Annotated in this window: 11 protein-coding genes; 4 read left to right on the plus strand and 7 right to left on the minus strand. The window is 59.6% G+C overall.

The genetic code is table 11. The annotated features are described in order from the left end of the window. The first annotated feature begins 200 nt into the window (after positions 1-200). The 4 genes from ACOYXJ_RS21610 to ACOYXJ_RS21625 are packed head-to-tail and all read left to right on the plus strand — an operon-like array spanning position 201 to position 4442. Positions 201-656: a (2Fe-2S)-binding protein gene (locus tag ACOYXJ_RS21610; RefSeq protein WP_003224136.1), complete on the plus strand. Its 456-nt coding sequence runs from the start codon at positions 201-203 to the stop codon at positions 654-656. Between the two features lie 22 nt (positions 657-678). Next, the gene (locus tag ACOYXJ_RS21615) at positions 679-2841 is read left to right on the plus strand and encodes a xanthine dehydrogenase family protein molybdopterin-binding subunit (RefSeq protein WP_460371341.1); all 2163 of its coding nucleotides are present in this window, start codon (positions 679-681) and stop codon (positions 2839-2841) included. A gap of 1 nt (position 2842) precedes the next feature. Then, the gene (locus ACOYXJ_RS21620) at positions 2843-3421 is read left to right on the plus strand and encodes a hypothetical protein (RefSeq protein ID WP_016986541.1); all 579 of its coding nucleotides are present in this window, start codon (positions 2843-2845) and stop codon (positions 3419-3421) included. A 55-nt stretch (positions 3422-3476) separates the two neighbouring features. Beyond that, on the plus strand, positions 3477-4442 hold the full coding sequence (locus ACOYXJ_RS21625; protein WP_460371342.1) for a GGDEF domain-containing protein: 966 nt from the start codon (positions 3477-3479) through the stop codon (positions 4440-4442). A gap of 170 nt (positions 4443-4612) precedes the next feature. Here ACOYXJ_RS21625 and ACOYXJ_RS21630 read toward each other — a convergent pair whose 3' ends face one another. The 7 genes from ACOYXJ_RS21630 to ACOYXJ_RS21660 form a co-directional block, all read right to left on the minus strand. Next, a complete protein-coding gene (locus ACOYXJ_RS21630) occupies positions 4613-7744 on the minus strand; it encodes a hypothetical protein (protein WP_460371343.1) in 3132 nt (1043 codons plus the stop codon). 152 nt (positions 7745-7896) lie between these two features. Next, positions 7897-8691: an enoyl-ACP reductase FabI gene (gene fabI / locus ACOYXJ_RS21635; protein ID WP_007910591.1), complete on the minus strand. Its 795-nt coding sequence runs from the start codon at positions 8689-8691 to the stop codon at positions 7897-7899. A gap of 19 nt (positions 8692-8710) precedes the next feature. Next, the gene (locus ACOYXJ_RS21640; protein WP_460371344.1) at positions 8711-10321 is read right to left on the minus strand and encodes an ABC transporter ATP-binding protein; all 1611 of its coding nucleotides are present in this window, start codon (positions 10319-10321) and stop codon (positions 8711-8713) included. Between the two features lies 1 nt (position 10322). Next, positions 10323-11342: an ABC transporter permease gene (locus tag ACOYXJ_RS21645; protein ID WP_150794974.1), complete on the minus strand. Its 1020-nt coding sequence runs from the start codon at positions 11340-11342 to the stop codon at positions 10323-10325. Position 11343: 1 nt separating this feature from the next. Further along, the gene (locus ACOYXJ_RS21650) at positions 11344-12417 is read right to left on the minus strand and encodes a microcin C ABC transporter permease YejB (RefSeq protein ID WP_007910584.1); all 1074 of its coding nucleotides are present in this window, start codon (positions 12415-12417) and stop codon (positions 11344-11346) included. A 4-nt stretch (positions 12418-12421) separates the two neighbouring features. Next, positions 12422-14263: an extracellular solute-binding protein gene (locus ACOYXJ_RS21655; RefSeq protein WP_460371345.1), complete on the minus strand. Its 1842-nt coding sequence runs from the start codon at positions 14261-14263 to the stop codon at positions 12422-12424. Continuing rightward, positions 14260-16092 carry an extracellular solute-binding protein gene (locus ACOYXJ_RS21660; protein ID WP_460371346.1) on the minus strand — a complete coding sequence of 611 codons (1833 nt, stop codon included), beginning with the start codon at positions 16090-16092 and terminating at the stop codon, positions 14260-14262. Before ACOYXJ_RS21660 ends, ACOYXJ_RS21655 begins: the two co-directional genes overlap by 4 nt. Positions 16093-16123: the final 31 nt, after the last annotated feature.

Raw genomic sequence — 16123 nt, forward strand, 5'->3', positions numbered from 1 at the left:
CGAGTTTTCTACTGCGCTGGCTCAGTGAGAGCCGTTATCAACTGTAGGATTAAAGTCGACATCTGCATGACCGGTGGTCGCAACGTCTGGCTTCGTGCGCAAATTAGGCTTTGCTGAAAGGGATAAGCCGAGGCGCGCGTAGTCATTGATGGCCACAGCGACGCCCCTTCAGAACACCGTGAGTCTGAGGAATTTCCCCGATGCTGACCTTGAATATCAATGGCAAGGATCAGGAGCTCGATGTCCCCGCGGACATGCCGTTGCTCTGGGTCCTGCGCGATGTTGCGCACCTGACCGGCACCAAATTCGGCTGTGGCATGGCCCAGTGCGGGGCCTGCACCGTGCACGTTGACGGCGCGCCGTTGCGCGCCTGCATTACCCCCGCAACAGCTGTGGCCCACGGCCAGAAAATCCTCACCATCGAAGGCCTGTCCACCGACGGTTCGCACCCGGTGCAGCAAGCCTGGGCCGAACTCGACGTGGTGCAGTGCGGTTACTGCCAGTCGGGGCAGATCATGTCTGCCGCAGCCTTATTGGCAAAAATCCCCAAGCCCACCGACAGCGATATCGATCAGGCGCTCTCCGGCAATATCTGTCGTTGCGGCACCTATCCCCGCATTCGCGCAGCGGTCAAGCGCGCCTCGGAAATCGGCTGATTCAATCTGTGGGAGATAGATGATGAACAGTCCTGTATCGCGTCGGGGTTTTCTCAAAGGCAGCGCCGTGTTGGGCGGTGGGCTGGTGGTGGCGTTTGTCGTCCCCGGCGGGCACAAGTTTGCCTATGCAGCCGAAAATGAAGGCAAGGTGTTCGCGCCCAATGCGTTTTTGCGCATCGCGGCGGACAACAGCGTCACCGTTTTGCTGGGGCATTCGGAGATGGGGCAGGGCATCTGGACCGGCCTGACCATGTTGATTGCCGAAGAGCTGGACGCGGACTGGTCGAAGATCCGCGTCGAGCACTCGCCCGCGTCGGCGGCGGATTACGGCATGCCCGCGTTTGGCGGTATGCAGATTACCGGCGGCTCGACGTCGACGTGGATGGAGTTCGACCGTTATCGCTTGGCAGGCGCGACGGCGCGGCAAATGCTGGTAGAGGCGGCGGCGAAACGCTTTGAAGTGGCGCCATCGGCGATTCGCACTGAATCAGGCGTGGTGATTGCTGGCGACAAACGCGCCACTTACGGCGAATTGGCGGATGCCGCCGGGCAACTGCCGGTGCCGGATCCGAAGTCGATCACCTTCAAGGAAGCCAAGGACTGGAAGGTCATTGGCAAACCGACCAAGCGCCTCGACACCCCGGAGAAAATCACCGGCCGCGCCAGGTTCGGCATGGACGTGCAGTTTGAAGGCTTGATGACCGCGATGGTCGCGCGTGCGCCGGTGTTCGGCGCCACGGTCAAATCCTTTGAAGGCGCCGCAGCGCTGGCGATTCCCGGCGTGCACAAGGTGCTGCAAGTGCCCAGCGGAGTCGCGGTGGTGGCCGAGCATTTCTGGGCGGCGAAGCTGGGCCGCGATGCACTGAAGGTCGATTGGGACTTGGGATCGCTCGCCGACATGAGCAGTGAAAAACTGCTGGAGAGTTTCCGCAAACTGGCGGCGACGCCGGGCACTTCCGCCACCCGGGCTGGGGACGCGAACACCCATTTCGGCAAAGCCGCGAAGAAAATCGACGTCGAATACAGCGTGCCTTATCTGGCTCACGCGCCGATGGAACCGCTCAATTGCACGGTGAAAATCAGCGCCGGCAAATGCGAGATCTGGACCGGCACGCAATTTCAGACGCTGGATCAAATGGTCGCCAGCAAAATCACCGGGCTCAAGCCCGAGCAGGTCGAAATTCATACCGAATTCCTCGGTGGTGGTTTCGGCCGGCGGGCCAATCCGACCTCGGACTTCGTCGCTGAAGCGGTGCAAGTGGCGAAAGCTGCCGCCATGCCGGTGAAAACCGTGTGGGCACGGGAAGACGATATTCGTGGCGGCTATTACCGCTCGATGTACCTGCATCAGGCCCGGGTCGGCCTGGGCGCCGATGGCCTGCCGATGAGCTGGCAGCATGTGCTGGTGGGGCAGTCGATCATGGCCGGGACGATGCTTGAGGCAACAATGGTCAAGAACGGCATCGATGTGACTTCGGTCGAGGGCGTGGCCGACAGTCCCTATATCAAGGATCTGGCGCATCATCAGGTCGACCTGCATTCGCCGAAAACCGGCATCAATGTGCTGTGGCTACGTTCGGTCGGTCACACTCACACGGGTTTCGTCATGGAATCGCTGATCGATGAACTGGCGACAGCGGCGGGCAAGGATCCGGTTGAGTACCGGCGAACGCTGCTCAAGGCGCACCCGCGCCACCTCGGTGTGCTCAATCTGGCGGTGGAAAAGGCCAACTGGGGTGCGCCGCTGCCGGACGGCCATGCCCTCGGCGTGGCAGTGCACGAATCGTTCGGCAGCTATGTGGCGCAGGTCGCCGAGGTGTCGCAGGACAATCTGGCGATTCGCGTGCATCGCGTGGTCTGCGCGGTGGATTGCGGGATTGCGGTGAATCCGCAGAGCATCGCCGCGCAGATGGAATCGTGCATCACCTTTGGCCTGAGCATGGCGCTGCACAGCAAGCTCACCGTGAAGAACGGCGGTGTGGTGCAGTCCAACTATCACGATTACCAGGTACTGCGGCTCAACGAAATGCCGGTGGTCGAAGTGCATATCGTCCCCAGTACCGAGAAACCCGGCGGCATCGGCGAACCCGGCGTGCCGCCTACCGCGCCAGCCGTGGCCAACGCGGTGTTCGCCCTGACCGGGCAACGTCTGCGCGAGTTGCCGCTGCAACTGTCGGGGGTGTGAGATGAAACGACATCTAGTGTTGGGCACGGTGATTTTGTTGGGGCTGGGTGGTTATGCCTCGGACTTGTTCGCTGACGATCAGGAAGCGCTGAAAGCGTTCGGCACGGTGCAGAAAGTCTTTCAAAGTCCGCGCTGCCAGAACTGCCATATTCCTGGGGATTCGCCTTTGCAGTTCGACGCTGGCATCCCCCACGCGATGAACGTGGTGCGCGGCATGGACGGCAAGGGCGCCGCCGGTTTGCCCTGCGCCACCTGTCACGCGGAAAACAATCCGCCGGCCAGTTACGGCCCGCATGCACCACCGGGTGCGCCGCATTGGAGCCTGCCACCGGCGGCACACAAAATGGCCTGGATCGGCCTGCCGCCGGACAAGCTCTGCGCGATGATCAAGGATCGCTCGAGCAACGGCGATCGCGACTTCGCCGCGCTGATCAAACATGTCAGCGAAGACAAACTGGTGCTCTGGGGCTGGAATCCCGGAGCAGGGCGCGCACCGGTGCCGGTGCCGCACGATATTTTTGTCGCGCAATTCAAGCTGTGGGCCGATGCGGGCGGGCCATGCCCGGTGGCGCAAATGTGAGCCATTGCCAAATTAGCGCTACGCTTGAAAGCATTGTTGCCAATGGAGTGTGCTGATGCTGGTTCCAGGAAAACCCGCGAACGAAACGGCGCGAGTTCAAGCGCTACACGGACTCGAACTGCTCGATTCGGCTCCCGAGGAGCGTTTCGACCGGCTCACGCGGTTGGCGAAACGCCTGTTCAATGTGCCGATTGCACTGGTCACGCTGGTCGACACCAATCGGCAGTGGTTCAAGTCGTGTGTGGGGCTTGATGTCAGCGAGACGTCGAGGGATATCTCGTTCTGCGGTCATGCAATTCTTAACGACGGCCTGCTGTTGGTGCCTGACGCCCGCGAAGATATGCGCTTCCATGACAACCCGCTGGTAACTGGCGCACCGAACATTCGCTTCTACGCCGGTTACCCGCTGACCGTGCCCAATGGCAACAAAATGGGCACGCTATGCCTGATCGACACCAAGCCCCGCGACCTCGACGAGGAAGAACGCGCGCTGTTGCGTGATCTGGCGGAAATGGCCGAGCAAGAGTTGGCCGCTGTGCAGATCGCGAGCATGGATGAATTGACCTTGTTGTCCAATCGCCGTGGTTTCAAGCAGTTGGCGCAGCATGCATTGGACGCGTGCGCGCGGCTGGAACGGCCGGCGACCTTGCTGTTTTTTGACCTTAATGACTTCAAGCAGATCAACGATCTGTATGGGCATGCCGAGGGCGACAGTGCGCTGAAGACCTTTGCCGATGTGCTGCGCATTGCCTTTCGCGAGAGTGACGTGGTCGGGCGGCTGGGCGGGGATGAGTTTGTCGCGCTGCTTACCGGCTCCAGCCATGTTGAAACCACGACGATCATGGCGCGGCTCAAGGATATCCTCGAGGAGCGCAATGCCACGTTGCATCGCGGGTATGCGATTCGCTTCAGCGTTGGGCAGATCGAGTACGACGCCAAGCGCCATGAGACTGTGGATCGGCTGTTGGCGGATGCCGATGGCGCGATGTATGCGCACAAGCAGGCCCTGAAGCGCTGCTAGCGAATGCACCGCAGATCCCCTGTAGGAGTGAGCCTGCTCGCGATAGCGTCCACACTTTCAACATCTTCATCGGCTGACCCACCGCTATCGCGAGCAGGCTCACTCCTACAGGGATTGGCGGTGAATCAAGGCATCACCTCTTCGATGAAGCCGATGCGCGAGAGACGGCATTATTTGGGCGGACTCAGGATCGCGTAAAACTTCAGCCATTGGTTCTGACTTTCATCGGTATCCTTGAGCGCCGGTGCGATCAGTGCTTGTTGCAGTGCCTGGCTTTCGTAGGCATCGAACAGATGCCGGACAGCGGTGGTGGCGATGGCCTCGACTTTTTTCGAGGAAAAGGTATCGGGAACGTCACTGCGCGTTTGCTGCGGCAAGGGTGCACCGTGAACCTTGAGGCGGGTGATGAGTGCGTTGCACGTGGCGTTGGTGTTGGGCAAGGTTCCGTTGCGATATGCCTGGGCATCGAAAGGCAGCGATTTCGCCTTCGCGTTCGCAGCAGACGGTGCAAGCAGGGCGATATCGATATCGCGCCGCAGGACAACCACTGACCGTTGGGTGAAAATTTCGAACACCCTGTGCGTCGTTCCGCGTAACAGAGCAATGATGGCGAACGGTGCGGTGTCGCCAGCGGATTTTATTTGTCCCGCAAGGTTTTTTGCTGGGAAGGGGAGTGGCTGCAGGGCGAGCAATTCCACGGTGTTGTCTTCGATGTCGAGCCGTTGCGCCAGCGGCAAACGGCAAAAGGCTTCCTTGATGAGGGCGATATGGGCATTTTTCATTTGCTTGAGCCGAGCAGCAAGTGCCGCATGAAAGAGCGTCGGCACGTGACGAAGCCTGGCAAATGATGCGCTCATTGATGTCAACGAGACTTGCGCATGGTTCGATTGCCAGGCCTGCATATCAGTGGATAGCCTGGCGGCCAGATGCATTTCGATCAGCGAGTAACAGTCATTTTTCGATGCAGGAAGGAACAGAGTCTTGTCCTCCAGATGCGCATTATCGGCGAAGATCTTGCGCAGATCATTCAGGGCGACCGTGGCGGGCGTCGGGAATGTCGCCATAAAAGCCCGGCGGTAAAACTGGCTCATCTGTCGATTGTGCTTGCGAAAGGCAATATCGGCGCGCTTCAGCGAGACGGCGTCATAGAGCGTCGTCGAGCTGTCGGATTTACGCTGGATCAAGCCTCTGACCACTGCCCAGTCCAGCACGGCCGAAGCGCAGGCATTACTGCGCAGGAACGTGTAGAAGTCAGCCGGGACCTGCCCTTTGGTCAGTGCGGACAATTGTCCGTACGTCATCAGGCGTGCCACGCCCGGAAAACGGTTTTCGATATAAAGCACGATCTGTTTCAAACTGACCCAGCGTACGCAACTCATGTAATTGATGTTTGCGGGAATATCACGGATCAAAAATTCCGGGGCGAGGCCGGATAACAAAAGATGGGTGGCCAGTGTCTTGTTTTTTACCAATGTCAGACCGAATTGGTGATCGATAAAGCGTCGCACCTCCTCGTAACTCTCGCCCCAGAAAAAATTGTCATTCAAGGGCTGGCCGATGATACGGTCCGGATGCTCACCCGCCGTCGCGTCGAGGCTGAGAATCAGCGCCGCGATGAGCAGGCGCTCGCGATTGGTGGCCAGAAGTGCCTTGGTGTGAGCAGGCGCGGCAAGTTTGTCGAGTAATACATTGCCCAATGCCTGGGCTCGCGGCGTGATCAGAATCCGGCTGATCAGATAATCGGCTTTGGCCTTGAGGGTGGCGAGAGGCAGATCGGTATCGACGCCTTCGCTCAGATAATCGATCAATGGCGCCGAGTCCTTGGGCATGAATGCGCGGGTGGTCTCAACGATGATTCGCCGTTGCTCGGTAGTTAAACGTTCGGTCTGCTTGCCGGGCTGACCTAATAAATACCAGTGATTCATGTACCCGGGGCGCATGTGCAGGTTTGTCCTCTCCCATTTGGCGATGAGCAGTGCCTGCTGTACCGTTTTGGGCCGTGATATTTGGTAGAAACCCAGCATTTGCGCAAGGCTGACCTGGCCGCTGACGCGCAAAGCACCGCCGGCTTCACGTGCCTGGTTCCTGAGTCGATCACGATAGGATTTCAGGCCGGCGTGTTTTTCCACCTGCGATGTCAGCGTTACCCAGCCGTGCTCGCTGGACGTACCGACGTGACCGGTACTGGTCAGCAGCAGTTGACTGTCCGCAGGCAATTTGTGTTGCTGCAAAATAGCCTGGAATGCCGGTTCGGACCGCAGCTTGAGCAAATCACGTTGGCCTATTGCTATACGTTCACCCAGCGCTGAGAGCGCAATCGGTTCACTGAGTTCTTCCAGATCGATTTTCGCTGTGGGGGTCTTGTTCCAGCTCAGGTCTTCCAGACGCCGGACGATATGCCGACAGTCTTCGATATCGGCGAATTCATCCTGATAGTGCTTGATCCGGATTCCCGTCTGTACATATTCGCTGACGTAGGGCAGCGGCGGCCAGTCGTGCTGTCGCAAGCGTTGCGCAAGCACCCGGGCCTCCTCGACATTTACCGGTTGAGGCCATCCATAGCTCGCCAGAAGCTGTCCGAGCTTGAAACTCGGGCCGCCGCGTGTGGCCAAGATGGACGCCGAGTTGAGTGACACGGGAGTGTTGGCGAGGCTGCGTTGCTCGAACGGATCGCTGGTGCGCACCACTTCATCGATGGTTTCGGCGATGACTTTAAGGTCCTGCAACTGCGCGATACGTTCCTTGACCACCGCAGAGGTGGTGTTGCCGTTTTGATCGATTGCAGCAAGACCACCAGCTTTCAGTTCGGCGACGATCATTTCCGCCTGAATCGCGTTTTGCGGTTCTGGATACCCGTAAAAAGCCAGTACCACTTCACGGGGGAACCGATACAGCGGATTGGCGGATTTACCACCAATGTAAGGCAGACCGAGCCTGCCGGGGTCGATGTGCTGGGCGATGGACAATAACATCGGCGCCATCTGCCACCAGCCGAAGTCATCTTCCAGCGTGAATGTGCGCAGGTTTGTGGTGCCGTTTGACGGAGTCTGCGCTTGCAGGGTGTCACCCTTGAGACGCAAGGTATCGAGATCGATGTGGAAGCGGCTGGCCCAGTCCAGAAACTCGGGACGTTCAAGGGCTGTCCAGTAAAGCTCCATCCATTCGCGCAGCAGGCATGAGCGAGGAATTTCAAGCGTACGCGAAGGGGTGCCGGGCGTAATCACGGGGGCTGCGGTCAGCTCGGCAATAAGGTTTTGAATCAGGGTCTGTTGCGGGGGCAGGGTGGGTGGTGTGTCGCTCATCTGTGCTCTCCTTGGCGGCTGACAGGCATCAAGCGCCGATTATCGAGCGAGGGATAGCAGGCCGAGCGGTACATATGTAGTGCAGGGGCGGTTTATCTCAGGCATAAAAAAACCCGCCATAACCGGCGGGTTTTTTATTGGCTAACCGAAGATCACTCTTCGATGTTGCCCATGGCGGTGGTGTTGAAGCCGCCGTCGACGTACATGATTTCGCCGCTGATGCCCGACGCCAGGTCGGAACACAGGAAGGCGCCGGCGTTGCCGACTTCGTCGATGGTGACGTTGCGACGCAGCGGGGTTTGCGCTTCGTTGGCGGCCAGCATCTTGCGGAAGTTCTTGATGCCCGAGGCGGCCAGAGTACGGATCGGGCCAGCCGATACGCAGTTGACGCGGGTGCCGTCCGGGCCCAGGGAGCCGGCCAGGTAACGGACGCCAGCTTCCAGCGAAGCCTTGGCCATGCCCATCACGTTGTAGTTCGGCATGGTGCGCTCGGCGCCCAGGTACGACAGGGTCAGCAGGCTGCCGTTGCGGCCTTTCATCATTTCGCGACCGGCTTTGGCCAGGGCCACGAAGCTGTAGGCGCTGATGTCGTGAGCGATGCGGAAACCGTCACGGGTGGTGGCTTCGGTGAAGTCGCCGTCCAGTTGGTCGCCCGGGGCGAAGCCTACGGAGTGGACGATGCAGTCCAGGCCGTCCCACTTCTTGCTCAGTGCTTCGAAGACCTTGGCGATTTCTTCATCGCTGGCCACGTCGCACGGGAAGCACAGCTCAGGGCTCGAACCCCAGCCTTGGGCGAATTCTTCAACACGACCTTTCAGTTTGTCGTTCTGATAAGTGAAGGCAAGCTCAGCGCCCTCGCGATGCATGGCGGCAGCGATGCCGGATGCGATGGACAGCTTGCTGGCGACACCGACGATCAGTACGCGCTTACCGGCGAGAAAACCCATGTGTTGCTCCTCTTTCAGGTTATTGCGCAGTGGCTGGTGCCAAAAAAGCGGCTTCCAGCAACTGCTGTGTATACGGATGTTGGGGGGCGGCAAAGATACTTTGCGCGTCTCCCTGTTCGACCACTTGGCCATGCTTGACCACCATCAACTGGTGGCTCAGCGCTTTGACGACAGCCAGGTCATGGCTGATAAACAAATACGTCAGGTTGTACTTGGCTTGCAGTGAACGCAACAGCTCCACCACTTGCCGCTGCACCGTCCGGTCGAGCGCCGACGTCGGCTCGTCCAGCAGGATCAGCGCCGGTTTCAGCACCAAAGCCCGGGCAATGGCGATTCGTTGCCGTTGCCCACCGGAAAATTCGTGGGGGTAGCGGTGCCGGGTTTCCGGATCCAGACCTACCTCTTTCAATGCCGCAATAATCGCCGTCTCTTGTTCCTCGGCGGTGCCCATCTTGTGAATCCGCAGGCCTTCGCCAACGATATCGCTGACACACATGCGCGGGCTCAGGCTGCCAAACGGGTCCTGAAACACCACCTGCATCTCCCGACGCAACGGGCGAACCTCGTTCTGCGTCAGGCAGTCTAGCTGCTTGCCTTCAAAACGGATCGCGCCTTTGCTGCCGATCAGCCGCAAAATCGCCAGGCCCAGCGTGGATTTGCCGGAACCGCTTTCGCCGACAATCCCCAGGGTCTGACCCTGCGGCAGGCTGAAATTGATGCCGTCGACTGCCTTGACGTGATCCACCGTGCGCTTGAGCAGGCCTTTCTTGATCGGGAACCAGACTTTCAGGTCCTCGACTTCAAGCAACGGCGCGCCGATTTTATTGCTCGCCGGGCCTCCGCTGGGCTCCGCGCCGAGCAATTCCCGAGTGTACGGATGCTGCGGCGAACGGAACAGCTCTGCGCACGATGCCTGTTCGACGATGCAACCGCGCTGCATGACACATACGCGATGCGCAATTCTTCGCACGAGGTTCAAATCGTGACTGATCAGTAACAGCGACATGCCCAATCTGGCCTGCAATTCCTTGAGTAAATCGAGGATTTTCAGCTGAACGGTCACGTCCAGCGCCGTGGTCGGTTCGTCGGCAATCAACAATTCCGGCTCGTTGGCCAAGGCCATGGCGATCATCACCCGTTGGCGCTGGCCGCCGGACAATTCGTGGGGCAGGGCCTTGAGGCGCTTGTGCGGCTCGGGGATGCCGACCATCTCCAGCAACTCTAGCGTGCGCTTGGTCGCAACTTTGCCGGTCAGGCTTTTGTGGATGCCGAGGACTTCGTTGATTTGCTTCTCGATCGAGTGCAGCGGATTCAGCGAGGTCATCGGCTCCTGAAAGATCATCGCGATGCGGTTGCCGCGAATGTGGCGGATGGTCTTTTCACTCAGGCCCAGCAGGTTTTGCCCGGCATAGTTGATGCTGCCGGCTGGATGACGGGCCATCGGGTAGGGCAGCAAACGCAGGATCGAGTGTGCGGTCACCGATTTGCCCGAGCCGGATTCACCCACCAGCGCCAGGGTTTCGCCACGCTTGATGTCGAAACTCACGCCTTCAACGACCCGGTGCACGCGCTCGCCGAAACCGAATTCGACGGCGAGGTCACGCACTTCGATCAGATTGTCCTGATTCATTTCACTTCCTCGGGTCGAAGGCATCGCGAGCGGACTCGCCGATAAACACCAGCAAACTCAACATCAAGGCCAGCACGGCGAAGGCACTCATGCCCAGCCACGGCGCTTGCAGGTTGGATTTGCCTTGGGCGACCAGTTCGCCCAGCGACGGACTGCCGGCCGGCAAACCGAAACCGAGGAAGTCCAGCGCGGTGAGGGTGCCGATGGCGCCGGTGAGGATGAACGGCATGAACGTCATGGTCGAGACCATCGCGTTGGGCAGGATGTGGCGGAACATGATCGCGCCGTTCTGCATGCCCAGCGCCCGCGCCGCACGCACGTATTCGAGGTTGCGGCCACGGAGGAACTCGGCGCGCACCACGTCGACCAGGCTCATCCACGAGAACAGCAGCATGATCCCCAGCAGCCACCAGAAATTCGGCTGGACGAAACTGGCGAGGATGATCAGCAGATACAGCACCGGCAGTCCCGACCAGATCTCCAGAAAACGCTGTCCGGCCAAATCGACCCAGCCGCCATAGAAACCCTGCAACGCCCCGGCAATCACGCCGATGATCGAACTCGCCACGGTCAGCGTCAGCGCGAACAGCACCGAAATCCGGAAGCCGTAAATCACCCGCGCCAGCACATCGCGGCCCTGATCGTCAGTGCCCAGTAAATTGTCCGCCGAGGGCGGCGCCGGGGCCGGGACTTTCAAGTCGTAGTTGATGCTCTGATAGCTGTAGGGAATCGGCGCCCACAGCACCCACGCATCCTTGGCCTTGAGCAGTTCGCGGATGTACGGGCTCTTGTAGTTGGCTTCCAGCGGGAATTCGCCGCCGAAAGTGGTTTCCGGGTAACGCTTGATCGCCGGGAAGTACCAATTGTTGTCGTAATGCACCACCAACGGCTTGTCGTTGGCGATCAGCTCGGCGCCGAGGCTCAGGCCGAACAGCACCAGAAACAGCCACAGCGACCACCAGCCACGCTTGTTGGCCTTGAACAGTTCGAAGCGGCGGCGGTTGAGAGGGGACAGGTTCATCTCAATGCTCCCGGCTTTCGAAGTCGATGCGCGGATCGACCAAGGTGTAGGTGAGGTCGCCGATCAGTTTCACCACCAGCCCGAGCAGGGTGAAGATGAACAGGGTGCCGAACACCACCGGGTAATCGCGGTTGATCGCCGCTTCGAAACTCATCAGGCCGAGGCCGTCGAGGGAGAAGATCACTTCCACCAGCAGCGAGCCGGTGAAAAAGATGCCAATGAACGCCGACGGGAACCCGGCAATCACCAGCAACATGGCGTTGCGGAACACGTGGCCGTAGAGCACGCGATGGCGGGTCAGGCCTTTGGCCTTGGCGGTGACCACGTATTGCTTGTTGATCTCGTCGAGAAAGCTGTTTTTGGTCAGCAGGGTCATGGTCGCGAAGTTGCCGATCACCAGCGCCGTCACCGGCAGCGCCAAATGCCAGAAGTAATCGAGAATCTTGCCGCCGAAACTCAGTTCATCGAAGTTGTTCGAGGTCAGGCCCCTTAGCGGGAACCAGTCGAGATAACTGCCGCCGGCAAACACCACGATCAGCAGAATCGCAAAGAGAAACGCCGGGATTGCGTAACCGACGATGATCGCCGAACTGGTCCACACATCGAAGTGGCTGCCGTGCCGCGTGGCCTTGGCGATCCCCAGCGGGATCGACACCAGGTACATGATCAGCGTGCTCCACAGCCCCAGCGAGATCGACACCGGCATCTTTTCCTTGATCAGGTCGATGACCTTGGCGTCGCGGAAAAAACTGTCGCCGAAATCCAGCTGCGCGTAGTTCTTGACCATGATCCACAGGCGTTCCGGGGCCGACTTGTCGAACCCGTACATGTGCTCGATTTCCTTGATCAGCGCCGGATCCAGCCCTTGCGCACCGCGATACGACGAGCCGGCCACCGACACCTCGGCACCGCCGCCGGCAATGCGGCTGGTGGCGCCTTCGAAGCCTTCGAGCTTGGCGATCATCTGTTCCACCGGGCCACCGGGCGCGGCCTGAATGATCACGAAGTTGATCAGCAGGATGCCGAACAGGGTCGGGATGATCAGCAGCAGTCGCCGAAAAATATACGCCAGCATCTGATTACTCCGTGCCCGCAGGGTCGGCTTGCAGTTTGGTTTCGACTTCTACCGCAGGTTTCGCGTCAGGCTTGACCCACCAGGTGTTGATGCCGATGTCGTATTTCGGTGAGACCTTCGGGTGGCCGATGTGATTCCAATAAGCCACGCGCCAGGTCTTGATGTGCCAGTTGGGGATCACGTAATAGCCCCATTGCAGCACACGATCCAGCGCACGGGCGTGGGCCACCAGGCTTTTGCGCGAGTCGGCGTTGATCAGGTTCTCGACCAGTTGATCGACGATCGGCTCCTTCAGACCCATGGTGTTACGGCTGCTGGCCTTGTCGGCAGCGGCGCTCATCCAGTATTCGCGCTGCTCGTTACCCGGCGAGTTGGACTGCGGGAAGCTGCCGACCATCATGTCGAAGTCCCGCGAACGCACGCGGTTGATGTATTGCGAGACGTCAACGCGGCGAATCACCAGGTAGATGCCGAGGTCGCTAAGGTTGCGTTTGAACGGCAGCAGAACCCGTTCGAATTCGGTCTGCGCGAGGAGGAATTCGATCACCACCGGTTTGCCCGTGGCGTCGACCATTTTGTCGTCGACGATCTTCCAGCCGGCCTCTTGCAGCAGTTGATAGGCCTCGCGCTGCTGAGCGCGGATCATGCCGCTGGCATCGGTCTTCGGGTTTTCGAAGGCTTCGCTGAACACTTGCGCCGGCAGTTTGCTGCGGAACGGCTCGAGGATCGCCCGTTGATCGGCGTCGGGCAGTCCGGTGGCGGCCATTTCCGAGTTTTCGAAATAGCTGCGAGTGCGGAAGTAAGCACCGTTGAACAGCTGTTTGTTGGTCCACTCGAAATCGAACAGCAGACCGAGCGCCTGACGCACCCGCGCGTCCTGAAACACCGGACGGCGCAGGTTGAAGACGAAACCCTGCATGCCGGTCGGGTTGCTGTTGGCGATCTGTTCCTTGATCAAGCGACCTTCCGTGACAGCCGGGATGTTGTAAGCGTTGGCCCAGTTCTTCGCGGTCATTTCCAGCCAGTAATCGAACTGCCCTGCCTTCAGCGCTTCGAGGGCGACGGTGTTGTCGCGATAGTAATCGGTGGTCATCGTGTCGAAATTGTAGAAGCCACGGTTGACCGGCAAGTCCTTGCCCCAGTAATCCTTGACCCGCTCGTAACGCACCGAACGCCCGGCCTTTACTTCGGCGACCTTGTACGGGCCGCTACCGAGCGGGATTTCCAGATTGCCTTTGGTGAAATCGCGATCAGCCCACCAGTGTTTTGGCAGCACCGGCAACTGGCCGAGGATCAGCGGCAACTCGCGGTTGTTGCTGTGCTTGAACTTGAACAGCACCTTGAGCGGGTCTTCAGCGATGACTTCGGAGACGTCGCTGTAGTAGCCGCGAAACATCGGCGAGCCTTCTTTGGTCAGCGTATTGAAGCTGAACAGCACGTCGTTGGCGCGCACCGGGTGACCGTCATGGAAGCGTGCTTCGGGGCGCAGGTAGAAACGCACCCAGCTGTTGTCCGGGGCTTTTTCGATTTTGCCGGCGATCAGGCCGTATTCGGTGAACGGCTCGTCGAGACTGTGTTTGGTCAGGGTGTCGTAGATCTGCCCGACGTCATCGGCCGGCACGCCTTTGCTGATAAACGGGTTGAGGCTGTCGAAGCCGCCGAACCCGGCCTGACGGAAGATGCCGCCCTTGGGCGCGTCGGCGTTCACGTAATCGAACTGCTTGAAATCGGCCGGATATTTCGGCGGCTCGTTGTACAGGGTCACGGCGTGTTGCGGGGCGGCGATGGCCAGCCCGGCGAACAGCAAGCCGCTGGCCTGGACGAGCAGGGCGCGGATAGGGTTCATCGATCTTTCTCCGAAGACTTCAGCCACCACGCGCTCAGGCCCAGGGTGTAGGGCGGCGTGGTGACAAAGGCCAACCGGTTGCGGTAGGCCAGGCGGTGATAATTGAGGTACCAGTTGGGAATGCTGTAGTGCTGCCAGAGCAGCACGCGGTCGAGCGCCTTGCCGGCGGCGACCTGTTCGTCGCGAGTGCGCGCGGCGAGCAATTGTTCAAGCAGGTGATCGACCACCGGATTGGCGATGCCCGCGTAATTCTTGCTGCCCTTGACCCCGACCTGGCTGGAGTGGAAGTACTGCCACTGCTCAAGGCCCGGGCTGAGGGTCTGGTTGAGCGTCATCGAGATCATGTCGAAATCAAATTGATCGAGGCGTTGTTTGTACTGCGCCCGATCCACGGTGCGCAGGCGCGCGTCGATGCCGATGCTGTTGAGGTTTTCGATGTAGGGCTGGTACAGGCGCTCCAGGTTCGGATTGACCAGCAGAAGTTCGAACCGTAGCGGTTGGTCGTCGGCGTTTTGCAGACGCTGGCCGTTGAGCTTCCAGCCGGCTTCGGCGAGCAATGCCAATGCCTTTCGCATGGTTTCCCGGGGAATGCCGCGACCGTCGGTTTTTGGCAGGGTGAACGGCTCGGTGAACAGCTTGGCCGGCAGTTGTTCCTTGTACGGCTTGAGCATCAGCCATTCCCCCCCGACCGGCAGACCGGAGGTTGTGAATTCGCTGTTGGGGTAGTAACTGGTGGTGCGTTTGTAGGCATCGCTGAATAGTGCGCGATTGGTCCACTCGAAGTCGAACATCAGGCCCAGCGCTTCGCGGGTTTTCACATCGGCGAAGGTGGCGCGGCGGGTGTTCATGAACAGACCCTGACTCTGGGTCGGGATCTGATGCGGGATCTGCGCCTTGATCACGTCGCCACGGCGTACGGCGGGGAAGTTGTAGCCGTTGGCCCAGTTTTTCGCCTGATGTTCGATGTAAATGTCGAATTCGCCAGCCTTGAACGCTTCGAAGGCGACATCGCTGTCGCGGTAGAACTCGACTTCCATGCGATCGAAGTTGTACTTGCCGCGATTGACCGCCAGGTCCTTGCCCCAGTAATCCTTGACCCGTTCGAAGATCAACTGCCTACCCGGCGTCACCGAAGTGATGCGATAGGGGCCGCTGCCCAGTGGTGGTTCGAAAGTGGTGGCCTTGAAGTCGCGGTCTTTCCAGTAATGTTGCGGCAGCACCGGCAATTCGCCGAGGCGCAGAATCAATAGCGGATTGCCGGAGCGCTTGAGCACGAAGCGAATGCGCTGTTTGTTGAGAATGTCGACCCGCAGTACTTCCTGCAACGCGGTGCGGTACAACGGATGACCGTCCTTGAGCAACGTTCGATAGGAGAACGCTACGTCATAGGCTGTGATCGGTGTGCCGTCGTGGAAACGCGCTTCCGGGCGCAAATTGAACACCACCCAGCTGCGATCTTCGCTGTACTCCACCGATTGCGCGATCAAGCCATAGCTCGACGCCGGTTCGTCACCGGACGGCGAATACTGGCCTGTGCCGACCATCAGCGGCTCGTTCAGCTCATTGATGCCGTATTGGAGGAAATTCGCTGTGGTGACCGGGCTGGTGCCCTTGAAGGTGTACGGGTTGACCGTATCGAAGGTGCCGAATGCCATCACCCGCAACGTACCGCCCTTGGGCGCTTGCGGGTTGACCCAGTCGAAGTGGGTAAATCTGGCCGGGTACTTGAGCGTGCCGAACTGCGCATAACCGTGACTTTCGGTAATCGTCGCGCTTGCGGTTGAGCTCAAGGCCAGGCTGATCAGGAGCAGGAGGAGGGGACGCTTCAAGTCAGATCCGATCCAGGCGGCTTGGGCTTAG

It is taken from the genome of Pseudomonas sp. Tul2A7 (assembly GCF_054790505.1).